Source organism: Acinetobacter sp. SA01 (genome assembly GCF_011319235.1).
In the GTDB taxonomy this organism is placed as follows: domain Bacteria; phylum Pseudomonadota; class Gammaproteobacteria; order Pseudomonadales; family Moraxellaceae; genus Acinetobacter.
Genome location: NZ_WXXM01000023.1, coordinates 1 through 23,395, shown reverse-complemented (window position 1 = coordinate 23,395; position 23,395 = coordinate 1). Strand labels below are relative to the sequence as shown.

Here is a 23,395-nt window from a genome sequence, read left to right as displayed (position 1 = left end):
GCGGCTGTGTTAATTATTATACTAACGACAATTGTCTCTATTAGCAAGTTATTCTTTAAGCCACTGGCGCCAAGGTAAACAACACCTGCCCCGTCTTCACCGTTTGCCCTTTTTCAATGGTAATGGCATCTACACGCATACGCTCAGGGGCAATAATTGGAATCTCGATCTTCATCGCTTCAATGACGGCCAAAGTTGCGCCTTCTTCCACAATATCACCCGAAGCACATTCAATTTTCCAGATTGAACCCGGCATATGCGATTCCACTGCACAACCACCATCTGGAATTTCCACACCTTCACCATCATCGACAGCGTCGAGACTTTCAGACACATATTCCGCAAGACCTGCTGCATGCCAGCGACGACGTTCTGCATCAAAGTTGGCTTGTTGCACTTCCTTAAAGGCAGAAATCGATTCTTGATGTTCCGTTAAGAAGTCGTTGTATTCCTTGAGGTTCAATATACCTTCTTCAATACGCAGTTTTAAACGACCCGCTTTAAAGTCCTCACGCATCTGCATCAGTTCCGCTTCAGAGACTTCATAGAACTTGATTTGGTCAAAGAAGCGCAGTAACCACGGTTTACCTTGTTCAAAGTCGGCATTTTTACGGTAGCGTGACCACATTTGTGTAGTACGACCGACAAACTGATAACCACCCGGACCTTCCATACCGTACACACACATATAGGCACCGCCAATCCCCACGGCATTTTCAGGTGTCCAGGTACGTGCCGGATTATATTTGGTGGTGACCAGCCGCTGACGTGGATCAAGCGGGGTCGCCACGGGCGCACCCAAATACACATCGCCTAAGCCCATGACCAAATAACTTGCATCATAGACCACATCTTTTACAGCCTGTTTATCTTTTAAGCCATTAATACGGCGAATGAACTCGATATTGTCTGGACACCACGGCGCATCTGGACGCACGGTTTGCATATAACGTTCGGTTGCCAGTTGCGTTTGAGAATCTTCCCAAGCCAATGGCAAGTACACGGTACGTGATGACACTTCCATTTTCGTAACATCCGGCAGTTCAACTTCAGCGACTTGTAACAGACGCAGCAGGTCGAGCTGATCCAGCTGGGTCGAATCAAAATGGATTTGCAGTGAACGAATGCCTGGCGTCAGGTCAATAATGCCGGCAATATTCTGTTTCTGTACCCATTGCATCAGTGCATGGATACGGAAACGTAGGTTCAGGTCCAGCACCAGCTCGCCATATTCCACCAGCATATAGTTATTGCCGGCAGGACGATACACCACATCCGGTAGACCATTTTGACCTTTTAAGGTATCCAAAATCGCCGACTTTAAGGTACTAATTTCAGGGTAAAATGATTCATCAAATGCCACAGCTTGGGTGTCAGAAGCTTTTAATTGTGCATGATATTTTTCATTTAAGAGTTTTGCTTGGTGGTAGCTGACAGGGACAAACTTGACTTTATCACCGGCTTTCAGCTGACCGAGTTTCCACAGTTCTGAATTAATCACCACCGCAGGACAAACAAACCCCCCCAGACTTGGACCATCTGGCCCTAAAATAATCGGCATATCCCCGGTGAAGTCAATCGCGCCAATGGCATAAGCATTGTCATGAATATTGGAAGGATGCAGACCGGCTTCACCACCGTCCTCACGTGCCCATTCCGGTTTGGGACCAATTAAACGGATACCGGTACGGCTGGAGTTAAAGTGAATTTCAAAGCTGTTGGCAAAGAAGGTATCAATATCGTTTTGGGTAAAGAAATCCGGCGCGCCATGCGGGCCGTACATCACCGCAATTTCCCATTCATGGCTGAATGTTGGGATTTGTTCAGGTGTCAGCACTTTCACTTCATTAGATGTAAATGCCGTAATTGGCAGCATATCGCCAATTAACAGGTTACGCCCGGCATGACCACCAAACTGGCCCAAGGTAAAGGTTGCTTGTGAACCCAGATATTTCGGGACATTCAGACCGCCCTTGATACCGATATAGGTACGGCAACCTGTGGCGATTTTGCCACATTTTAAAATCTGGCCTTTACCTACATTCACCGTTTGCCACATCGGCACCTCTACACCATCCAAGGTCGATGGCATTTCCCCACCTGCCAGTACGATCTGGCTATCACAATGGAATTTCAGCGTTGGACCTTGCAGGGTACATTCTAAACCTGCAGTATTTGGTATATTGCCTAGCAATTGATTAGCCACATTTAACGACAATGGATCAATCGCACCGGATGGTGGCACACCGACATCCCAATAGCCCAAACGCCCTGTAACATCTTGCACCGCAGTCTGAATACCAGCTTGTAGGACTTCAATTTTTTGGGTTTTCCATACAAAGGTATTTAAAAAACGTGTGGTTTGGGTACCGGCTTTAAACACCTCACAGTCGATGATGTTTTGCAGATATTCCAGATTGGTTTCAATCCCCGCAACCTGCGTTTTTGCCAGCGTTTTGGTCATCGCCTGAATTGCAGATTCACGGTCGTCTGCGGTGACAATGATTTTGGCAATCATCGGGTCATAGAATGAGGATACGGTTGAACCGGTTTCCACCCAGGTTTCATTGCGAGCTTGGGCATCAAACTCAACATGGGTCAGTAAACCTGCGCTGGGCTGGAAGTTCTTGATCGGGTCTTCGGCATACAGACGCACCTGAATCGAATGACCTTTGGCTTCAAGTTTTTCACTTGGGGCTGTCCAGTCACCGCTGGCCAGGGTCACCATCCATTCCACCAAGTCCACGCCAAAGACCTGCTCGGTCACGCCATGCTCGACTTGCAGACGGGTATTCACTTCCAGAAAGTAAAATTCCTGCGTATCGGTATCCATCACGAATTCAACCGTACCGGCCGAACGGTAATTCACTGATTGCATCAGCTGGATCGCAACATTCTGGATATAGGCACGTTGCTCATCATTGATATGCGGTGCCGGGGTTTCTTCGATCACCTTCTGGTTACGACGCTGTACTGAACAATCACGCTCACCCAGTGCAAGTACCTGTCCGTTGCCATCACCAAAAATCTGCACTTCGATATGACGGGCGTTTTGTACAAATTTCTCTAGGTATAAACCTGCATCTTTAAAATTGGCTTGAGCTAAGTAAGACACCGTTGTATAAGCATCTTTCAGTTCAGTCTCATTCCAGACCAGACGCATGCCGATGCCACCACCACCTGCGGTACTTTTTAGCATCACCGGATAGCCAATACGCGCAGCCTCAGTCAGCGCTTCCGCTTCATCTGCCAATAACTGACTGCCTGGCAGCAATGGCACTTTGGCTTGAATCGCCAGTTCACGTGCGGTGTGTTTCAGGCCAAACTTACGCATTTGTGTGGAGTTTGGACCAATAAAGGCAATACCTTGAGATTCACACAGGTCGCAGAATTCGGCATTTTCAGACAGGAAACCATAACCCGGGTGAATGGCCTGCGCACCGGTCTGTTTGGCAATGTCTAAAATTTTCTCAACATTTAAATAGCTTTGACTGGCCGCTGCTTCACCAATATACACCGCTTCATCGGCCAGTGTGACATGCAAGGAATCACGATCGGCTTCTGAATACACCGCAACCGACTGGATACCCAATTTTTTTAAAGTACGGATCACGCGGCAGGCAATCGCGCCACGGTTGGCAATGAGGACTTTATTGAACATAGCTTACTCCTCACCTTCACGGATGATCAGTTGAATTTTGGTTGGGTTATAGGCATTGCAGGGATTATTCAGTTGCGGGCAATTTGAGATCAGTACAATCAGATCCATTTCTGCTTGAATCTCGACAAATTTACCGGGTGCAGAAATGCCATCATCAAATTTCAGATGACCGTCTGCGGTCACCGGCACATTCATAAAGAAATTAATGTTTGGACCAATATGACGCAGATTCAGGCCATGCTTTTTGGCAATCGGATGCTGAGACAACGCCATCATGAAATTGTTACGGCAACTGTGCATTGGATATTTGTCATGCGCATAACGCACGCTGTTACTTTCACATGAACATGCACCGCCTAAAGTGTCGTGGCGGCCGCAGTTATCATCCTGGATTTTTGCAATCGCATTGCCAAAATTAGTATAAAGCGTGGTGCCTTTTTCTAAATAAATCTGTTTATTGATCGCAAGCGTATCGGTTGCGCTGTAACGCTCTTCAGGATTTCTTGCTGAAATAAATAAAGTATCCACCGCCTGGTTGCCCTCCAAGTCAACAATACGGAAATACTGTCCTTTCTTGACTTCACCCATCCACGCTTCACCGGCAGGACAGACTTCACTTAATACTGATTTTTCTAAACCATTTTCTAAATTAGCTAATGCAGTCATGATGATTCCCCCAATTAAACGCTGAGTGCGTAGTAACGATTATTGTTTTGGAAAGCACGCTGATTTTGCGGGCATGAATCACGGCAAATATCGGTCTCGGCTAAAGTATTGGCTTTGAACAATGACAATTGAATATCGGCAGGTTGATACTCAGCGCTGTTATCTAAGGCATGGGGTGCTGCAGACAGGAATAATAGACAGTCCATTTCAAAACGCAGTTCAATGATCTCATTGGTATGGTCCGATGCCACATAAGACAGCTCACCGGCATCATTTGGCGCAACTTTAGAAAACAGATTGACCGTAGCGCTTAAATCTTGAGTCGATAAGCCAAATTTGCTCATCTCTAACAGCAAGCTGTCACGGCCACTGCGGTACATGTCATTGCGTGCATCTTGAAAGGTTTTGGTTCCAAACTGTTTTTCAATTTGTACTTTGGTGCTTGGCGCGCATAAAGCATCATTCCAGCCATGCTCATCTTTGACAATCGATGCCATGACCCGGCCGAGATCTGAATACAGCACATGGCCGGTGCTTAAAAATGCGGTATGCTGCCCTTTTAGACTGTCGGGCATGTTGTAGCGTTCCAGCTTATCTTCAGCATTAACACAGAACAGGGAAACGTTGGCATTGGCCCCCAGTGCCTTGAATTGCAGAACTGTGCCTTTTTGAATGCGGCCGGACCAGTGATGCCCGCCTGGCAGGATTTCAGTCCATAAAGTCTGATTGTTATGATAGTCGCCCATTTGCTTGACCTCTCTAAGGTTTTTGTTCCAACCTCCCGGGCTTTTATCCCTCCGTGTAGCTCTGTTTTTTATCAAAACTAAGCCGTGAACTCTCGGTCTCAGGCACAGTATTTTTACAAATAACTGCCGGAACCCTAGATCACTTTATGATGGATAGATAAATGCAAATGACGTGCCAGTTTAGTATTACGATTTTTTATATTTGTAATACTGACATCAGTCTTTAGATTCTAGAATTGTTGTTGACAGAGAACTTGGCAATAAAAGCTGTTGTTCTATTAATGAGATAAAACTTGTATAACCTTAGCAAAGTTAAATATATTCAAGGTCCCAAAACGATGACGATGACTCGGGATTGCTGTCTTGACTTCGAGCAGATGATGAATAGATGCTCTACAATGAGGCTTGACATACTCCCGCCACTTTCGCCTTGCTCAAGTGGGGGATTCTAAAAGCATAAGCTCTTAAGTGACTTCCTCACGGACTTCACTTGCTTTCTGCTTCGCAGGGCGACCTTTACCGCATCCTCCCTCCACAGACAATACGGTGTGTCCCACCGCCAATATGTTGCGGGCAGCATTAATGTCTGCATTCGCAACATAACCACATTCGACACACTCAAACCTGGCTTGAGTCTGTCGATTTTCTTTCGCCACATGACCACACTGACAGCAAGTTTGGCTTGTGTACCGAGGGTTTACTTTGACTAGCAATCCACCTCGCCATTGTTGCTTGTACTCCAACATTTCAACAAGCATGGACCAACCTTGATCGAGGATTGATTTGTTCAAGCCTGACTTAGCTTTGACATTCTTTCCTTTTTTCTCGATTGTGCCACTTGCTGACTTCGACATATTGGCTACTTTTAAGTCCTCAACTGCGATCATTGCGTGGTTTTTGCTGAGCGTTGTCGTGACTTTATGCAAGTAGTCATGCCGAATATTGGCAATATGATGATGTAGTTTATTGATCTTTAAATTGAGCTTTTTCCAGTTTTGGCTGAACTTGGTTTTCTTTCTTAACTTGCGTTGTAATTTGACTATTTTCACCTGATTGGCTTTAAAACTGTGAATTGGTTTAAATACATCACCCTCAGATGTTGTGACCAACTTTTTAATACCCAAATCCACCCCAATTGCTGTTTTTGATGGATGGATTGGCATTTCGGTGAGTTCTTTTTCAGTGCCAAATGAAATATACCATCGACCTGATACTTTACTGATGGTCACATTCTTGATTGTGCCAAGTATGTCCTGTGATTTTCTAAACTTCACAAAACCAATACCACTAGGCAACTTAACCCGATTGCCCTCAATGTGACAGTATTTTTCAAACTGAACCAAACGAATTGAATCATAACCATCAGACTTCTTTTTAAAACGTGGCATGAGTGGTCTAAGTTGAAGCTCAGTACCATCAGGCAACTTGAAGAATTTTGGTTTTTTGGCTTTAAATGGTTTTTGCTTTAATTTGGCCTGTTCTTTTGGGTTAAAAAACTTCCCCCATGCAGAACCAAGATCACGAACTTTTTGTTGAAGTGAAACCCCATTAGAGCTGTTTTCCAAAAAAGCACATTCAGGTTTTTTTCTAAGATCGGGTATTTTTCTAACCAAGTTATCCTTGGTGATACGTTCATTCTTGGCAAGCATTTCAAATGACACAGCTAAAATCTGATTCCAAACAAAACGCGCAGAGCCAACAAGATTGTTTAAAACAACCTCTTGTTCCGCATTAGGCTCAAGCCTAAATTTATACGCTTTATTAATCTTCATTAATGAGTGTGTATCTGATAATATACTATCAATACTAACAGTTAATTCAGATATTATCAATGAGTGAGATATATAAAAACCGCCATTCAGCCTTTAATCTACACGTTCATCTGGTGTTTATTACAAAGTACCGCAAGAAGATATTGAGCGATCTTCATCATAAACATTTTAGTCAGTGTGTATCTGAGATATGTCAGGATTTTGATGCAGAACTCAAAGAATGTAACGGTGAAGAAGATCATGTCCACATGCTTATTCAGTACCCGCCAACAGTACAATTAAGTAAATTGGTGAACAATTTGAAGTCTGTTACTAGCAGAAGAATGAGGAATGAATTTTTAGATTTAAGAGGCAGCTATGCAAAGCCTGTTCTATGGTCACGCTCGTACTTTGCGGGGTCTTGTGGAGGCGCACCACTAGAAATCATTAAAGAGTATATTAAACATCAGAAAGGGTAAGATTTTATGCGAAATTCACCTCCACCCTTATGTCGGGTGGAGTCCTCTTTCGCTTAGAGATAGACACCAATCCCAGAGCAATGGATGCGAGCATCAGTCCACCACCCGCACACTGGCCTGAGGTAAGCTGCCCCAAAATCCTTTGCCTCCTTCAGGTGCATGTTCAACTGCCATTAAAACGGCACCGCCCCATTCTCCTCCCATGGCCATACCCTGAATAAAGCGCAGGATAACCAGACACACGGTCGCCCAATAACCAATACTTTCATAGGTCGGCAATAAACCGATGAGAACGGTGGGAATACCCATCATAATCAGCGTAGTCAATAACATGGCTTTACGGCCAATTTTGTCTCTAAAATGACCAAATACAATGCCTCCCAGAGGCCGACCAATAAAGCCAACGGCGTAAGTCGTAAATGCAGCCATGACCCCCATCAATGGATCTAGATTAGGAAAGAAGAGTTTATTAAAAATTAATGCTGCCGCAGTACCGTAAATAAAAAAATCGTACCATTCAATGGTGGTACCCACCATACTGGATATACCCGCCAAACAGTGTGAAGGCTTTTTAGCTTGAGCATGTAATTCTTGTCCGGGTTTCATATCTATCCCTCTTATATTTTTTGAGCCGTGTCATCCGTGACCCACTTTGTTATTTAAAATAAACTCCGATTATTTATAACAAAGCGAATCTATATGCTGCCTGGTCCAGACGGGCCAGCGTTTTTTCAAAGTCTGTATTGTCTGTTTGCCACTGCGGATTTTTGTCTTTATCGATAATTAGTGCGCGTACTCCCTCGATAAAATCGCCCTGCTCTAACCAGACATCCTGCAAGTCTCGCTCCAGCTGCATACATTTTTCCAGCGACAGGTTCTGACCGGTCTGCTGTAATTTCAGACTGACTTGTTTTGCCATCAACGGACGTTGCTGCAAAAGGGACAGCATTTTCTTCGCCCAGTCCTGATTGAGGGCATCGCTGGCATAGGCCAGACTGTGTTCAATTTCATCCAGATGGGGATAGGAAAAATGCTGGTTAATCAGATCGATACGTTTTTGTAATTCGCTTTCTTGCGGATGGGTGATAAACGCACTGATGATTTTGCGGATTTCCACCGGGTTTAAAATAGGCTCAGCACTCAATGCCGTTTCTAACTCAGCAAAACGCTCACCCGGGACATGATAATCAACCAGATCCAGATACAGCGCATCACTGCTGCTGATCTGTTCACCGGTCAGTGCCATATAGACACCAACTTCATCCAGTCGGGACAGAAAATGGGTGGCACCGACATCCGGGAAAAATCCAATCGCGGTTTCTGGCATAGCAAAACGTGATTTTTCACTAGTGACCTTAATATGACACGCCTGCGCCAGTCCAAAGCCACCACCCAGGACATAGCCATCCATCATCGCGATGACGGGTTTGGGGAAATGACGCAATGTGCTCAGCATGGCATATTCAGTAGCGAAAAAATCCTGATATCGGGTATTTCCGGCCTGATAGCTGTCATACAGATAGCGGATATCGCCTCCGGCACAGAACGCTTTCGGACTGTTGGAATTGATCAGCACGGCTTGTACCTGAGGATCATGACGCCACTGATCGAGTTGTGCCTGAATACCCTGAATCATCGGCAGGGTCAAGGCATTTAAATGGCTGCTACGGTCCAAGCTAATGATGCCCAAACCTCCTGCACCCCGAATGTCTAAGTTGTTATCATCACTCATTATTTTTGTTCCTATTGTGATTTTTATTGATGGGTAAATTGGGCTGGGCGTTTTTCTACAAAGGCCTGCATGCCTTCTTTTTGGTCAGCACTGGCAAAAATGGAATGGAAAACCCGGCGTTCAAAACGCAGACCTTCGGCCAGACTGACTTCAAAGGCCCGGTTAATCGATTCTTTAATCATCATGACTGCCGGCAAGGATTTCTCGGCAATTTTTTCCGCCGCTTGCAGGGTGTGTTGCAGCAGTTCTTCCTTGGCAAATACCCGGGCCACCAGACCGCTTTGCTCAGCTTCCTGCGCTCCCATTTGCCGTGCAGTCAGGCACATTTCCATGGCTTTGGCCTTGCCAATGGCCAGTGTTAAACGCTGGGTGCCGCCAATGCCAGGCAACACACCTAAGGTGACTTCAGGCAGACCAAATTTTGCATTGTCGGCACAATAAATAAAGTCGCACATTAAAGCCAGCTCACAACCACCACCCAAGGCATAGCCACTGACCGCGGCAATCAATGGCTTACGACGCTGCGCAATCCGGTCGGCCAGACTGAAAAAATCGTCCAGATAAATTTGCGGAAAAGTTAAATCGGCCATTTCCTTAATATCGGCACCGGCAGCAAAGGCTTTTTCCGAACCGGTAATCACGATACAGCCGATGGCCGGGTCTTTTTCTAGCTGATCCAAGGCCTGATTGACTTCAACAATCAGCTGGTTATTCAGTGCATTTAAAGCTTGCGGGCGGTTTAGGGTAATCAGTCCGACGCCGTTACGTTGTTCGAGTAAAATCGTTTGCCATTGCATGATAAAAATCCTTTTTCATTCCTTATAAACTGCGTGCAATCACCAGACGCTGAATATCGCTGGTGCCTTCATAGATCTGACAAATCCGCGCATCGCGATAGATGCGTTCAATCGGAAAATCTTTCAGATAACCGTAACCGCCAAAAATCTGTAAGGCTTTGGAGCAGACACGTTCCGCCATTTCCGAAGCAAATAATTTGGCCATGGAGGCTTCAGTCAAACAACTTTCGCCGGCTTCCTTTTTACGGGCCGCAAAATGCACCAGTTGACGTGCCGCTTCAATTTCGGTGGCCATGCTGGCCAGCCTGAATGCAATTGCCTGCTGCTCAAAAATCGGTTTGCCAAAGGCCACGCGGTCATGTGCATATTTGCTGGCTTCTTCTAAAGCGGCACGCGCCAGTCCGACGGCTTGTGCGGCAATGCCAATCCGTCCACCTTCCAGATTGGCGAGGGCGATTTTCAGGCCTTCACCTTCTGCACCGAGTCTTAAACTTTCATGAATGCACACATCGGTTAAGGCAATCTGACAGGTATCCGAAGCGTGCAGGCCCAGTTTCTCTTCCACCCGGATCACTTCATAGCCTGGGGTGTCGCGTGGCACTAAAAAGGCACTCATGCCTTTTTTTCCCGCAGATGGATCGGTCACGGCAAAGACAATAATCATCCCGGCGTTGTTCCCGGAGGTAATAAACTGTTTGGCGCCATTGATGATGTAGTGCTCGCCGTCTTTGACCGCACGGGTTTTAATGGCAGCAGCATCCGAACCAGTATGTGGTTCGGTCAAGGCAAAGGCACCAATCATTTCGCCTTGGGCTAAAGGTTTTAAAAATTGCTGCTTTTGCTGCTCTGTCCCGAACTTGAGAATCGGTACACAACCGACCGAGTTGTGCACGCTCATAATCGCAGAGGTAGCACCATCGGCTGCGGCAATTTCTTCCAGCGCCAACACATAAGCCAGTGTGCCTGTGCCGGAACCGCCCCATTCCTCGGGAATCAGCATCCCAAGAAAACCTAACTCGCCCATTTGAGACAATGCGTCCTTGGGAAAGATGCTTTTTTGATCCCACTCGCCGGCATGTGGTTTAATCTGTTCCTGGGCAAAGCTCTTGGCCATGTCCTGAATCAGTTGTTGTTCTTCCGTAAATTGCATTGCTTCTTCCTTCAATCTCTTTAATTCGATCTTTTATTCAATCTGCTGAATTTGCCTGGTTTATGCAGTCTTCGCTTGTTGCTTGTTAATTTCCTGATTACGTAATAAGAAACGTTGAATCTTGCCACTTGGGGTTTTCGGCAGTTCAGTGACAAACTCGATCAGGCGCGGATAGGCATGGGCAGATAAACGCTTTTTCACAAACTGACCCAGTTCCTGTTGCAGCTCGGCAGTTGCAGGAGAATGGCTGGCAAGAATCACGAAGGCTTTAATGATTTCGGTCCGCTCTGGGTCAGGTACACCAATCACCGCCGCTTCGATCACCGCGTCATGCTCCAGCAAGGCACTTTCCACATCAAACGGACCGACGCGATAGCCTGAGGTGGTAATGACATCATCACTGCGTCCGACAAAGCTCATACTGCCATCGGCATGAATTTCTGCAGTATCTCCGGTTAAATAATAATGGCCGACAAAAGGCGATTTGCGGCTTTCTTCATAGCCCGAGAACCACATCATCGGCGACTGGCTGATATCCACCGCCAGAATGCCCGGAACGTCAGCTGCCAATTCATGGCCCTGTTCATCGACGACGGCAATCCGGTAACCCGGGCTGGCAAAGCCTGCCGAACCTGAACGTACCGGATGCTCCAGCGCATGATGGTTACACACCACCATCCCGACTTCGGTCTGGCCATAATGGTCATAAATCGGCACATCCAGCACCTCTTTAAACCAGCGGATCACTTCCGGATTTAACGGTTCTCCGGCACTACTGACTATGCGCAACTTGCCGCGCAGCTGGGCCATCTGGGCAGGGTCCGCTGCCATCATCATACGGTAAGCGGTCGGTGCACCAGCCAGATTGGTGATGCCATATTCCTTGACAATGTCGCAGACACTTTCAGCATTAAAACCGCCTTCATAAAACAGGGTCGCGTGTCCAAGCAATAAAGGCCCAGTAATGGCATAGTACAAACCATAGGCCCAGCCCGGATCGGCAATATTCCAGAAGGCATCATCCTCGGTGAGACCGATGGCATTGTGCATATAGCCAGCAAAAGCAATCAGCGCTTTCAGCGGAACCTTTAACGGTTTGGCTGGTCCAGTCGTACCCGAGGTAAACATCAGTAAAAATGGCTCATCGATACCCAGCATTTCCAGTTCACAGTTTTCCGCTTGCCGGTTCAGCACCCTCCAGAAGCTGAGATCCTGCGGATAGACTTCGGCCTGCAGTTCAGCCTGTACCGTCACAATCGGGGGGCAGTGGCTAATCTCGGATAATTTCTCCCGATTGGCCAGGTCTGTGACCACCAGCTTGCTTTGCGCCAGCTGAATACGATGCTCAATGGCTTTAGGGCCAAAGGCAGTAAATAAAGGTTGATAAACTGCACCAATGCGCCAGGTCGCCAGAATGGTAATGATCAGCTCCGGGGTGCGCGGCAACAAGCCGGAAACGCGGTCACCTTTACCAATGCCCTGTGACTTTAAAAAGTTAGCAAACTGACTGGAATATTTCTTCAGTTCACGAAAGCTGTATTTTTCTTTGCGGCCATCTTTACCATACCAGTACAAGGCAATCGCATCGGAATCGGCATGCCGGTCACAACATTCATAACAGGCGTTTACCGCCTGCATCGAACCGGACAAATACTGCTTTGCCACCGCATCTAAATCGAAATTTTCAACCGTTTTTTGATAATTTAACATTTTAAACCTCAGCCTGAATTTATCGTTATTACTGACAAGGTATTGTTGATGAAGCGAGTCCTTGCTCCATTGAATCATTAAGTTTTTAAGCAGGTGTTGTAGTGTATTGATGCATGATGCTGGAAAAATCCAGATGGGCATGACCGTCCTGACACAGCTGTTGGTAGAGTTTTTGTACCATGCTGCCCAGAACCACCGGCTGCTCGGCCTGTTGTGCCGCATCGACCGCCAGGCCCAGATCTTTCAGCATCAGTTGTGCGGCAAAACCGTCGGTATAACCCCGTGATGATGGCGCATTGGCACAGATATCCGGCCAGGGATTATAAATCTCAGAACTCCAGCAACGTCCGGTGGAACTGTTGATTACCCCAGCCAGTGCCTGCGGATCAATGCCTAGTTTGGCCCCGAGCGCCATTCCTTCAGCAACAGCGGTCATAGAAATGCCCAGAATCAGGTTATTACAGATTTTCGCCACCTGTCCTGTACCCACAGCACCGCAATGCACCAGATTTTTACCCATACAGCTGAGGACCGGCTTAACGGCTTCAAAGGTGGCATCATCGGCACCGACCATAAAGGTCAAAGTACCGTCTTTAGCGCCCAAAGTGCCGCCGGATACCGGTGCATCACAGACGCGAACCTGTTTGGCCTGCGCTGCTGCGGCAATCTCCTGAATGGTTTGCGGGTCAATGGTGCTGCTGTCAATACACAGGCTACCCGCCTGAAGCACATCCAGAATGCCATTTTCACCCAGATAAACGTCACGGACATGCTTGGCGGCGGGCAACATGCTGACCACGACCTCTGCCTGCTTGACGGCAGCTTGCGGGCTGTCACAGATGATGCCACCGGCTTGCGCAAAATGCTGTAGCGCTGTTTCGCTTAAGTCATAACCCAACACCTGATGTCCCGACTTGAGCAGGTTCTGTGCCATCGAGCCGCCCATATTGCCTAAACCGATAAATGCAATCTTCATGCTGATGCTCCTTAACGCAGACTGATGGTGGTATTCACACCAGTGGTTTCCTGGTTGTCTTCAAACCAGCGGCTGGTAATGGTTTTGGTCTGGGTATAAAACTGCACTACCTGTTTGCCATAAGGACCCAAATCGCCAAGCTTGGAACCGCGTGATCCGGTAAAGCTGAAGAACGGCACAGGCACCGGAATTGGAATATTAATACCGACCTGACCGATATCAATCTGGTTCTGGAAGGTGCGTGCCGTATTACCATTTTGGGTAAACAGACCAACGCCATTACCAAACGGATTGGCATTAATCAGTGCAATCGCCTGTTCCAAAGTATCGACATGCATGATCGCAAGTACCGGGCCAAACACTTCTTCCTTATAAATGCGCATCTCGGTCGTCACCTGGTTAAAAATCGTGGGACCGACAAAATTGCCCTGCTCATAGCCCGGAACCTGCACATCACATCCATCCAGCAGCAGTTCAGCACCCTGTTCAACACCACTGTTAATCAAATCGATGACACGCGCTTTGGCACGGGTTGAAATCACTGGTCCAACATCGGTATTCGGTTCATGCCCGGCATTCACCTTTAAGGTTTTGGTTTTATTGACCAGTTCATCGACCCAGTGCTTGGTCTCACCGACCATCACCGCCACCGAAAGTGCCATACAACGCTGTCCCGCTGCACCAAAAGCTGCACCGACCAAGGCATTCAAGGTCTGTTCCTTGTTAGCATCCGGCATCACCACCACATGGTTTTTCGCACCCATCATCGACTGCACACGCTTTCCGTGTTGGCCTGCGAGGTTATAGACATGCGTACCGACTGCAGTCGAACCGACAAAAGAAATCGCCTTGATATCGCGATGGGTACACAGCTGATCAACTACTTCCTTACCGCCATGTACGACATTCAGTACACCAGCCGGTACACCAGCCTGAATCGCCAGTTCAACCAGCATCATGGTCGATAGGGGATCCTGTTCCGAAGGCTTTAATACAAAGGTATTACCGCAAACAATGGCCATCGGGAACATCCAAAGTGGGATCATTGCCGGGAAGTTAAACGGGGTAATGCCGGCACAGACACCCAGCGGCTGCTGCAAGGTATAGGTATCGACACCGCGTGCCACGCCTTCCACATACTCTCCCATTTGCAGCGTACCGATAGAACAGGCATGCTCCACTACTTCCAGGCCACGCTGGATATCGCCCTCGGCATCGGCCAGGGTTTTGCCCTGTTCAGCGGTCAGAACTTGTGCAATACTTTTCAAGTTACTGCGGATCAAGTCCTGTAGTTTCAGCATAATCCGCATACGGGCCTGAATCGGGGTTTGACGCCAGCTGGCCAAGGCATTTTGCGCCGCCGCAATCGCAGCATTGACTTCTTCAGGGGTTGCGAATGGTACCTGACCCAAAACTTCCTGAGTCGCAGGATTGACAATATCTTGCCAATGGTTGGTTTTGGATTCGACAAATTCACCATTAATCAATAATTTGGCCGTGGTGAATCCGGTACTTTGCTGTGGATGATGAATAGCGTTCATGGTCGCTCCGTGCTGGTTTGTTATTGTCGTTGTCTCTGCCTTTACTGGCTTTTTTAACGTATTTTTTACGCTGTTTCAGCAGACTAACAAAGAACACTTTGACCACCAATAGAAATTGATGCACGATGGTTGTGCAAATATGCACAGGAATTTAACAGGATGTTAAATAGAAGATGAAAGTAGATTGGGATCATTTACGCTTTTTTTTGGTTTTGGCACGTGCTAAAACGCTCACCAACGCAGCCCGCCTGATCGGGGTTGAACACAGTACCGTGGCACGCCGGATTCAGGCACTGGAGAATACCCTCGGTACGCAACTGTTTAAGCGCGAAGCCAGCGGTTATGAGCTGACTTCGGAAGGTCTGGCGCTGGTCCCGCGTGTGGAACTGATGGAGCAGTCCTTTATCCAGATTGACACGCGGCATGACCCCTTGCAAGGTCGGGTGCGTATCGGTGCGCCGGAAGGATTCGGCACGGCATTTCTGGCCGGTCTGTTGGCGGAGTTTTCCCAGCATTATCCGTTGCTGACCATTGACCTGATTCCGGTGCCGAAAACCATCAAGCTCTCGCATCGGGAAGCGGATATCGTCATTTCCATCGACCGGCCCAAATCTGGACCCTATATCATTACCCGGCTGTCCAATTACTGTCTAAAGCTGTATGGCAGTAAACACTATTTACAACACAATCCGCCCATTCAAACACTGGATGATCTGAAACAGCACCGTTTTGTCGATTATATTGATGATCTGGTTTATAGCGCTGCACTGTATTCGCTGGAACGTTTACCTTTGCAGGTCAGTGCCTGTTTTCGCAGTAACAGCATTCTGGCACAAGAAATTGCAGTCCGGGCGGGTGCCGGACTGGCCATTTTGCCGAGATTTCTGGTGCATGATAAAAGCGAACTGGAAGAAGTTCTGGGCGATCAGCTGAGCTTTACCCATACTTTCTGGATGCTGACCCTGGTCGATTTACAACATGAGCCCAGAATTAAGTTAGTGTGGGATTTTTTGCGTAAACAGGCCGATGTTCAGCAAGGACTGCTAATGGGCAGATAAATCACAGCTTGAATCAATTTCAATAAAAACATCTTGATACAGCAAATGAACCGATCACAACAATCTACATACCAGCGAATTGTTAAATTAACTTGCGATGATGCATATAAACGTTAAAGAAAGACAGGAAAATAATATGAACATTCTGATGGTTTTGACTTCACATGACACGCTTGGTAAGACTGGTAAGAAAACCGGCTTCTGGCTGGAAGAACTCGCTGCTCCTTACTACAACATCTTTGTGGATGCCGGTGTAGAAGTCACCTTGGCCACCGATGTCTCTGGTTGCGGGGATTGTTGAATAATTTTATTTTTAAATTCAACTGTAAAGGTTCAACGGGACTTTTTTAGCATTGGTGTTGTACTGTCTACAACTCTTTTTAAACCCATAAGTTAGAAAAGTAGAGTTCAGCGGAGATTACCAATATTTTTATAAAGCAAGACACCCAATAGAGAAATTTTTGCTAGGCTCAAGCCGTGTCATGGTATTGCTACACGCTATGGTAAATTGATTCAAAACTTCCTACCTGAGCAATTTACCTTGCTAACAATGATGTGGCTTAATTCATATCACACCCTAGTGACGATACATAAAGATAGCCGAAGTAGGGATTTAGTAATGAGCGAGTATTGGATTGTCTATGTTTATTCATTACAAAATTATAGGGCTGACTCTAGTTATAGATTTATACAAAAAAAACATGTCATTATTCTATTTTAACTTACATAATATCAAGTTGTTTTTTACGCAAAATTTAATTACAAGCTGATACGATAATTATCCATATCAATATTCTGATCTTCTAGCTCCTTAAACCAAATTGGTTTACATCCAATACCATTCCAGCGCTGAGTTGGACGATTGGGATTAAAAAACCAAGTTGAAGTATGCTTCGAGTCATCAGAAGTTTCTACAGCATATTTTTCGATATCTTCTCCATTTTCAATTGCAATACGAATCCATTCTGGACGCCGGCCCAGTCCAACCCATGGTTTATTATTTTTGTTATTATGATCAACATAAATTTTCTTAAGACGACCATGTGTCGTATAAATAGCATCTGAAGATTGCAGTAAATTACTTAACTCATCAAACGGTATTTGAAAGTCATTAACGAGTTTCAAGATTTGCATTTTTGCATTTTCTCGTTCGTTTTCTCTACGAGTTTCAATAATCTTGTTTGCTTGAAGGAGCAACTGTTGTACTTGTTCAGAAGTTAGCGAATTAAAGTCTATTTCTAAGAAGCGCTCCGAGTTTTTACTTAAATTTTTTGCCTCAGCTTTCATACTTTTAACCTATTCATCTATTCTAAATTAAATCCTTACAAATTGTCTTAGTTTCAATTCCGCTAAATGTCTTCGAGGAAAAATCTAAAACATGGTTTTTTTACACTAATTAATTTACCATAAAAATATCAAAGAAATGCTGATTTACGTAATAATAATTTAAAAAATAAGTTACTTTATAAAATTGAGGTTTATCTATGGTAAGAATAATAACTAATAGAGTAAGTATTCTATACAATTTATGATCATTCCTAAAAAACTTATAAATCTCTAGTAATTAGGTTGGTTTTATACTTTATTAATAGTGTATGAACGTAACATACTTATTTTTAAAATTTTAATAAAAACTATTAATAGAAATATTTTTGGCTAAAATAAAGAATGTTTATAAAACAAAATTTATGTTGATTGAATGATAAGTTTTACACAACAATTGCGAGCAACATTTTTACAAAAAATAATAGTTTTTAAATATTAATATAGGTAATTTTTGAAACCATTTTTTTATTTTATTCATAATTATATTAGATAATTTAACATATATTTTAAATATATGTTTTATATTAAAATACTTTCCTCTCATATAAGAACTCTATTGCAAAAATATTGAACAATTAGAGCTACCCTAGGCTTCTCAAATTTAAATCGTAACTTGGGTGTAAGATCTAAATTATCTAGCATTTGAGTAGGATTAAGTTTATCTACTATGCAAAAGAGTGCCACCACTCTCCTAAATAAATATCATCTATTCTTTTTGCATAAAAGATAACATTATGAGTGGACAACGATATCCCCCTGAATTTAAAGATGAAGCTGTTAAATTGATTACCGAACTTGGATATTCTGTCACTGATGTGGAGGAACATTTAAGTGTAGCACAGCATTTAAAATGGCTAAAATATCTACAACCCTTACGCAACCATTCTGATGAACATGAACTGCTCGAGGCAACGAAAGAAATCCTTCGCCTTAAAAGTCAGCTTACAGACTGAAGAGGAACGGAACATCTTAAAGTGAAAGCACTGCTTTCACGCAGCTTTGCAAGCCTGCCAGAGTAAATTATCAGTTTATCCTTGAATACACAGCCATCAATTTAAAATTAAAAAGATGTGTCGGGTTCTTAAGATTGGTCGTGCTGGCTACTACGCCTGGTTGCATGAACCCGAATCAGGCAGAACGATTGAAGATAAGCGGTTATTACAGCTCATCCGTTCTTCTTATCTCGATATTCCAGTAACTGATTGAATGCTCTAATAACTCGCATTGTAGGCAATGAGAAACCCACCTCTCGCTAAACCTTCTCGACGGTAATCATCAATCACATTGAATAATCGGAACTTTCGACCATCAGAAAGCTGATCATGCATAAAATCCAGTGACCAGACCTGATTTGCTCGGATTGGCTCTTTCAGTGGTTTTGGTGCATGCCCTTTTAGTCGTCTTCTTGGTTTAATGCGCAGATTCAGTGCTAACTCACAGTAAATACGGTAAATACGCTTATGATTCCAAACATGGTTTTCAATATGACGTAGATAAGAGAAACACAGACCAAAGCTCCAATCTGCATTTTCTTCAGTGAGTTCAATGAGCTGTTCTGCAATTAATGCATTGTCATCGTTTAACTTGGACTGATAACGGTAGCAGGTTTCACTGATACTAAATGCAGTGCAAGCCAAACGAATGATAATGGCATAGTGGGCAACTGCCTGCTGTGCCATCTTACGTCGGCAGGATAGTTTCACCCTTGCGTAGCAGTGCTACTCATTGCCATCGCTTCCTGAATGATCTCTGCCTTTAATCGCTCTTCAGCATACATTTTTTTCAGTCTGGCATTTTCTGCTTCTAACTCTCTGAGTCTAGCGATTAATGACGTATCCATACCGCCATATTTGGCACACCATTTATAAAAGGTCGCATTACTCATACCGTGTTCACGACAAAGGGCGGTTACAGGTGTGCCAGACTTCGCCTGTTTCAAAATGGACATGATCTGACTGTCAGTAAATTTAGATGTTTTCATGCAGAATTTCCTGCCTATACTTTAAGAGAAAATTCTACTTTTAGATTCTATTCTTTTTAGTGGGATTACCAATAAATAACTATATTTTCTAAAATCTGGCGACACCGATATTTTTTTTTAATATAAATTGTATCAATGTGATAAGGAATATCTGATATTTCTCACTTTATCTAAAAATTCTTAGCTTTCAAATTGGTAATTTTATGAAGGTAAACAATAATTATTCTAAAAATAATTTAGCCATAGATTCAAATAGAAATCAGATTCAATTTCTTATCCAGGATGGTAAAATTTACGATTTTAAAATAGCACTTGTATGGGTTGCATAGATCTAAAATATACTGAGGTATGTTTCGCAAATAAAAGATATAATTTAGAATCATTAAAAGAGTAATGACTCAAGAGAATACTCCCCAAAAGGCCACCTTTCGAATAATGATTACATGGAGTGGCTTTTATATAAAATCAGATACTTATTGAAAGTACATTTACAAGACTTAAGCAATTTAAAGAAAAACTATGAAAATTCAGTTGCTTTATCCTATATTTATTTGCCTACTATTATGAGATATCAATACACCCTAAGATTTATAAATTAAATACGCATAGCCATGTTAAAATATCTTTCACCGTATAGATAGATACAACAACAATTATCACTGCTCCCTTTTAGTAAATCCATATATAAACATACTGATTCACCAACACTACCTCCCAAAAGAAGATAACGTTCTTCATGTTGAAAAATAGTAAATTGTATACATTGACTATCTTTTCTATCTATACCACAAAATATTATACAGTTATCCCAAATTTCTTTAGTCTTATCACATATAACATCTGATTTTGAAAAAAATAATTGGTTCCTATTATTCAATTCCAAGAAAAAACTAATTATCGTTCTTCTTCTAATTTCTTCAATATCATTTTCAATTTTTTTCATAAAAATATTAAGCTCAATTGCACATGATTTATTCCAATCAGTACAATTTTCAATTACATTTTCTTTAATTGAATATAAAAGATCATATTTATTTCCAAGCAGTTGTTTTTTATAAAAAAATGTAAAAATTTCTTTGACTAAATTTCTATTTAACCTACAATTTTTAATTCCAATTTTAATGAAAAATTTATATAATAGATGAATATTAAAAATAAAATGATTATTTTTATTATCAGATAAAAATTTAATCCACGAGATGAAGTTTCTATGATCTTTAATTAGAACATCTAAGCTTTTATAATCTAAATTTAAAAAAAAATTAATATCATTAATTGAGTATTTTTGATTTCTATTAATAAAAGAAAATATGTGATTTACAAATTGTTCTTTAGATTCAAAAGTTAACTTGTTAATACTCATTATAAAGTCTCTACCATCAATCAATCGAAGAAAAGAAAGATGTGTAGGTAAATATTTTGTAAAGTTTTCAATAGCGTAATTTTTATTAGAAAAATTCAAAAAAGTATGTATATATATTTGCTCATCAATATAAACCAATAATTTTCTTATTTTATTAAAATTGAAGTTAGTTTCAAAAAAGTAATGAAGATTATACACTTTAAAAATATAATCCTCATAATTTAATCTATTACAGATCTGTTTGATAAAATATTCTATTAACTTTTCTTGTTTTTCATGTATATGAAATCTTTTCTTTGCATAATATAGTTTTTTTATCTTTGCAATTACTGCATCACGAAAGTTAGCTGTCCAACCACGTAACTTATATTCTATATTTATCATATCAGAAATATAAACTGGATTCATATCTGGCATACTTATAAAACCATCATCTAGGAATAATTTTACTTTACAATCAGTAAATTCAGTTTCTACCCAAGTTCCAAATTCATTTAGTTCTTGAATATAGATATTATCATTTTCATCTTTCCCAAATTTCCATAGACCAAAAATTATGATTTGATTAGGACTAACAAAATCAATAAAATTGTTTATACCAAGCTCATTACAGAAATCAAGAATCATTATTCACTCACTACAAATTCAATTTTGTTAAGATAGGTGAAGAATCTAGATAAATAGATTTTCTTATAAAAGATAATTTGTAAATTAACACGGCTAATTTTATTATTTTTTATAAAAAAATAGTAGTTTTGATTGATATTTTTTTTGATAAAAATTTTTATTTTTAGAAAATTAAAATTTTTCTGTTTTAAATTATTGATGCAATAAAATATTTTTTTAAACAAAATTGATTTCGATAACTCTGAAATTTTAGATATATTTAATCGAATTAGATTAGATAAAATAAGAATCTTATCTTTATTGATTTTTAATATCTTTTCAATCACTTAGGCACCATTATATCAATGTGTATTAAACAATTTTCATACATTAATTATTATCTATATGAATTCTTAGATACATATAGACAAAACATTATTTTTCAAACCATAAAATTATGTCTGCACAATATATGGTAATTTCTACTATCAAAATTTTTGTTCGGCTTTTTTTACTCAACTTTAATCATTTCAAACAGATCTATTATAATACTAAAATCATTCTTTTTGTAAATTTTGTGACATATATCAAACTTTATTATGCATTATTTAAGATTTTTTAAATAAATTATCAAAGTTACTAAGATCTGTTACTTGGACTGGCAGATAGTATTGGAGTTAGCATCAAAGATAACCGATTATTTGTTGAAGCAATATTGTATGGGCATTATTCAGGTATCTATTAGCAAGACTTACCAAAACGCTTTGATAATTTTAGAGTCATACTCACTCACTTTAGCTGTTACGCTAAAATAGTTGGGTGGCAGAGTGCCTGACAGTAAATATGTAATGTTAGATAGATCATTAAACCAGACTTAGTTCATGGATAAAGTGTACAACTCTAAAGATCAGGCGATTGATCCAATCGATAAAATCAATAGCCAAGTCATCATGCCAAAAAAAGGAACGTTAATGATCAAGGTAATTATGTCTAATATCCTTATAAAGCACGACATTTAATCGAAACTTTTTGCTAAGCTCAAGCAGTATCGTGGTATTGATAGGTGCTATGATAAATTGGGCATTTTATAGCTATTATGTATTTATAAAATTATATTATTTTCTTTTTAATTAATTTTAAAAACCGGTATAAGCATAAAGCTTATACTGGTTTCATAAATTACAATTTATTTTTAAAATTGGTAACCGACACCAACAGTCCCACCAAAGTTAGATTGACTATCACTTGTTACACCCATTTTAAAAATCGCCCCATTTTCAAATGCGGCACTAGCACCTAATGCAAATGCTGATTGTCCATTATAAGTTGAACCAGCCATACTGAGCATACCACGACTACCGATGGTAGCTTGTGGTAATCCAGATAATGCCATTGCTCCAGCAATTCCTGCTCTTAACTCTCTACTTTCTTGTGAGAAGGTTTTCTCTAAATCGTTAACTCGAGAGTTTGTATAGCCATTAGCACTAGCCAGTACTTGATTATCACGTTGATCAACGTATGCTTTATCTGCTTTAGAAGCAATAGTTTGATTTTGTGATGTATACAAATCATTTACATAAGTTGTATTAGCCTTAGTAGCAATAACTTGATCTTGAAGTGCATTTTGAGCATTTACATAAGTTGTATCAGCTTTAGTCGCGATAACTTGATCTTGAAGTGCATTTTGAGCATTTACATAAGTTGTATTAGCCTTAGTCGCAATAACTTGATCTTGAAGTGCATTTTGAGCATTTACATAAATTGTATCAGCTTTAGTCGCAATAACTTGATTTTGAAGTGCATTTTGAGCATTTACATAAGTTGTATCAGCTTTAGTCGCAATAACTTGATC

18 protein-coding genes, 3 pseudogenes and 1 riboswitch are annotated in these 23,395 nt (G+C 42.0%); of the genes and pseudogenes, 5 read left to right on the top strand and 16 right to left on the bottom strand.

The window, feature by feature from the left end; genetic code table 11:
- Positions 1-55: 55 nt before the first annotated feature.
- From uca to GTU69_RS15215, 4 genes are all read right to left on the bottom strand, one after another.
- Positions 56-3,661: an urea carboxylase gene (gene uca, locus GTU69_RS15230; RefSeq protein ID WP_166171732.1), complete on the bottom strand. Its 3,606-nt coding sequence runs from the start codon at positions 3,659-3,661 to the stop codon at positions 56-58.
- A 3-nt stretch (positions 3,662-3,664) separates the two neighbouring features.
- Complete coding sequence (locus tag GTU69_RS15225; RefSeq protein ID WP_166171730.1) at positions 3,665-4,327, bottom strand: urea amidolyase associated protein UAAP2; 663 nt, start codon at positions 4,325-4,327, stop codon at positions 3,665-3,667.
- Between the two features lie 14 nt (positions 4,328-4,341).
- On the bottom strand, positions 4,342-5,073 hold the full coding sequence (locus GTU69_RS15220) for an urea amidolyase associated protein UAAP1 (RefSeq protein ID WP_166171728.1): 732 nt from the start codon (positions 5,071-5,073) through the stop codon (positions 4,342-4,344).
- 30 nt (positions 5,074-5,103) lie between these two features.
- A riboswitch (guanidine-I (ykkC/yxkD leader) is annotated at positions 5,104-5,222 on the bottom strand.
- Between the two features lie 315 nt (positions 5,223-5,537).
- Positions 5,538-6,845 (bottom strand): RNA-guided endonuclease TnpB family protein, encoded by a 1,308-nt coding sequence (locus tag GTU69_RS15215; RefSeq protein WP_166171756.1) that lies wholly within the window; start codon positions 6,843-6,845, stop codon positions 5,538-5,540.
- Positions 6,846-6,904: 59 nt separating this feature from the next.
- Between GTU69_RS15215 and tnpA the strand changes: the two genes are divergently transcribed.
- The gene (tnpA, locus tag GTU69_RS15210) at positions 6,905-7,303 is read left to right on the top strand and encodes an IS200/IS605 family transposase (RefSeq protein WP_166171726.1); all 399 of its coding nucleotides are present in this window, start codon (positions 6,905-6,907) and stop codon (positions 7,301-7,303) included.
- 58 nt (positions 7,304-7,361) lie between these two features.
- Here tnpA and GTU69_RS15205 read toward each other — a convergent pair.
- The 8 genes and pseudogenes from GTU69_RS15205 to GTU69_RS15170 all read right to left on the bottom strand — a co-directional run.
- A pseudogene (locus GTU69_RS15205) lies at positions 7,362-7,909 on the bottom strand (MFS transporter); the annotation flags it as partial.
- Between the two features lie 73 nt (positions 7,910-7,982).
- Positions 7,983-9,035 (bottom strand): enoyl-CoA hydratase/isomerase family protein, encoded by a 1,053-nt coding sequence (locus GTU69_RS15200; RefSeq protein ID WP_166171724.1) that lies wholly within the window; start codon positions 9,033-9,035, stop codon positions 7,983-7,985.
- Between the two features lie 23 nt (positions 9,036-9,058).
- Positions 9,059-9,832, bottom strand: a complete 774-nt coding sequence (locus GTU69_RS15195) for an enoyl-CoA hydratase (protein WP_166171722.1) — start codon at positions 9,830-9,832, stop codon at positions 9,059-9,061.
- A 22-nt stretch (positions 9,833-9,854) separates the two neighbouring features.
- Positions 9,855-10,982: an acyl-CoA dehydrogenase family protein gene (locus tag GTU69_RS15190; protein WP_166171720.1), complete on the bottom strand. Its 1,128-nt coding sequence runs from the start codon at positions 10,980-10,982 to the stop codon at positions 9,855-9,857.
- A gap of 60 nt (positions 10,983-11,042) precedes the next feature.
- Entirely contained in the window at positions 11,043-12,692 is a 1,650-nt protein-coding gene (locus GTU69_RS15185) for an AMP-binding protein (protein WP_166171718.1), read from the bottom strand.
- Positions 12,693-12,777: 85 nt separating this feature from the next.
- On the bottom strand, positions 12,778-13,668 hold the full coding sequence (gene mmsB, locus GTU69_RS15180) for a 3-hydroxyisobutyrate dehydrogenase (protein WP_166171716.1): 891 nt from the start codon (positions 13,666-13,668) through the stop codon (positions 12,778-12,780).
- Between the two features lie 11 nt (positions 13,669-13,679).
- Positions 13,680-15,209 carry a CoA-acylating methylmalonate-semialdehyde dehydrogenase gene (locus GTU69_RS15175; RefSeq protein WP_166171714.1) on the bottom strand — a complete coding sequence of 510 codons (1,530 nt, stop codon included), beginning with the start codon at positions 15,207-15,209 and terminating at the stop codon, positions 13,680-13,682.
- Positions 15,148-15,333 carry a hypothetical protein gene (locus GTU69_RS15170; protein ID WP_166171712.1) on the bottom strand — a complete coding sequence of 62 codons (186 nt, stop codon included), beginning with the start codon at positions 15,331-15,333 and terminating at the stop codon, positions 15,148-15,150. The genes GTU69_RS15175 and GTU69_RS15170 overlap by 62 nt, the downstream gene beginning before the upstream one ends.
- Before the next feature lie 49 nt (positions 15,334-15,382).
- Between GTU69_RS15170 and GTU69_RS15165 the strand changes: the two genes are divergently transcribed.
- Positions 15,383-16,267 (top strand): LysR family transcriptional regulator, encoded by an 885-nt coding sequence (locus GTU69_RS15165; protein ID WP_166171710.1) that lies wholly within the window; start codon positions 15,383-15,385, stop codon positions 16,265-16,267.
- Positions 16,268-16,403: 136 nt separating this feature from the next.
- Positions 16,404-16,541 (top strand): annotated as a pseudogene (locus GTU69_RS15160) (type 1 glutamine amidotransferase domain-containing protein); the annotation flags it as partial.
- Between the two features lie 485 nt (positions 16,542-17,026).
- On the opposite strand, the gene GTU69_RS15150 reads toward GTU69_RS15160, so the two are convergent.
- Complete coding sequence (locus tag GTU69_RS15150; protein ID WP_166171708.1) at positions 17,027-17,554, bottom strand: H-NS histone family protein; 528 nt, start codon at positions 17,552-17,554, stop codon at positions 17,027-17,029.
- A 773-nt stretch (positions 17,555-18,327) separates the two neighbouring features.
- Here GTU69_RS15150 and GTU69_RS15145 point away from each other — a divergent pair.
- Positions 18,328-18,546 carry a transposase gene (locus GTU69_RS15145; RefSeq protein WP_166171706.1) on the top strand — a complete coding sequence of 73 codons (219 nt, stop codon included), beginning with the start codon at positions 18,328-18,330 and terminating at the stop codon, positions 18,544-18,546.
- A 115-nt stretch (positions 18,547-18,661) separates the two neighbouring features.
- On the top strand, positions 18,662-18,799 hold the full coding sequence (locus GTU69_RS15140; RefSeq protein WP_166171702.1) for a hypothetical protein: 138 nt from the start codon (positions 18,662-18,664) through the stop codon (positions 18,797-18,799).
- On the opposite strand, the pseudogene GTU69_RS15135 reads toward GTU69_RS15140, so the two are convergent.
- From GTU69_RS15135 to GTU69_RS15125, 3 genes and pseudogenes are all read right to left on the bottom strand, one after another.
- A pseudogene (locus GTU69_RS15135) lies at positions 18,771-19,574 on the bottom strand (transposase); the annotation flags it as partial. The gene GTU69_RS15140 and the pseudogene GTU69_RS15135 overlap by 29 nt on opposite strands.
- Before the next feature lie 595 nt (positions 19,575-20,169).
- A complete protein-coding gene (locus GTU69_RS15130; protein WP_166171704.1) occupies positions 20,170-21,564 on the bottom strand; it encodes a hypothetical protein in 1,395 nt (464 codons plus the stop codon).
- 1,171 nt (positions 21,565-22,735) lie between these two features.
- Positions 22,736-23,395 (bottom strand): YadA-like family protein (locus GTU69_RS15125; protein WP_171522039.1); only part of this gene is annotated, 660 nt, incomplete at its 5' end.

Excerpts from the sequence above, each read along its gene's own strand:
- uca (WP_166171732.1), bottom strand. The coding sequence starts at position 3,661 with ATGTTCAATAAAGTCCTCATTGCCAACCGTGGCGCGATTGCCTGCCGC.
- GTU69_RS15225 (WP_166171730.1), bottom strand. The coding sequence starts at position 4,327 with ATGACTGCATTAGCTAATTTAGAAAATGGTTTAGAAAAATCAGTATTA.
- GTU69_RS15220 (WP_166171728.1), bottom strand. The coding sequence starts at position 5,073 with ATGGGCGACTATCATAACAATCAGACTTTATGGACTGAAATCCTGCCA.
- GTU69_RS15215 (WP_166171756.1), bottom strand. The coding sequence starts at position 6,845 with ATGAAGATTAATAAAGCGTATAAATTTAGGCTTGAGCCTAATGCGGAA.
- tnpA (WP_166171726.1), top strand. The coding sequence starts at position 6,905 with ATGAGTGAGATATATAAAAACCGCCATTCAGCCTTTAATCTACACGTT.
- GTU69_RS15200 (WP_166171724.1), bottom strand. The coding sequence starts at position 9,035 with ATGAGTGATGATAACAACTTAGACATTCGGGGTGCAGGAGGTTTGGGC.
- GTU69_RS15195 (WP_166171722.1), bottom strand. The coding sequence starts at position 9,832 with ATGCAATGGCAAACGATTTTACTCGAACAACGTAACGGCGTCGGACTG.
- GTU69_RS15190 (WP_166171720.1), bottom strand. The coding sequence starts at position 10,982 with ATGCAATTTACGGAAGAACAACAACTGATTCAGGACATGGCCAAGAGC.
- GTU69_RS15185 (WP_166171718.1), bottom strand. The coding sequence starts at position 12,692 with ATGTTAAATTATCAAAAAACGGTTGAAAATTTCGATTTAGATGCGGTG.
- mmsB (WP_166171716.1), bottom strand. The coding sequence starts at position 13,668 with ATGAAGATTGCATTTATCGGTTTAGGCAATATGGGCGGCTCGATGGCA.
- GTU69_RS15175 (WP_166171714.1), bottom strand. The coding sequence starts at position 15,209 with ATGAACGCTATTCATCATCCACAGCAAAGTACCGGATTCACCACGGCC.
- GTU69_RS15165 (WP_166171710.1), top strand. The coding sequence starts at position 15,383 with ATGAAAGTAGATTGGGATCATTTACGCTTTTTTTTGGTTTTGGCACGT.
- GTU69_RS15150 (WP_166171708.1), bottom strand. The coding sequence starts at position 17,554 with ATGAAAGCTGAGGCAAAAAATTTAAGTAAAAACTCGGAGCGCTTCTTA.
- GTU69_RS15145 (WP_166171706.1), top strand. The coding sequence starts at position 18,328 with ATGAGTGGACAACGATATCCCCCTGAATTTAAAGATGAAGCTGTTAAA.
- GTU69_RS15140 (WP_166171702.1), top strand. The coding sequence starts at position 18,662 with ATGTGTCGGGTTCTTAAGATTGGTCGTGCTGGCTACTACGCCTGGTTG.
- GTU69_RS15130 (WP_166171704.1), bottom strand. The coding sequence starts at position 21,564 with ATGATTCTTGATTTCTGTAATGAGCTTGGTATAAACAATTTTATTGAT.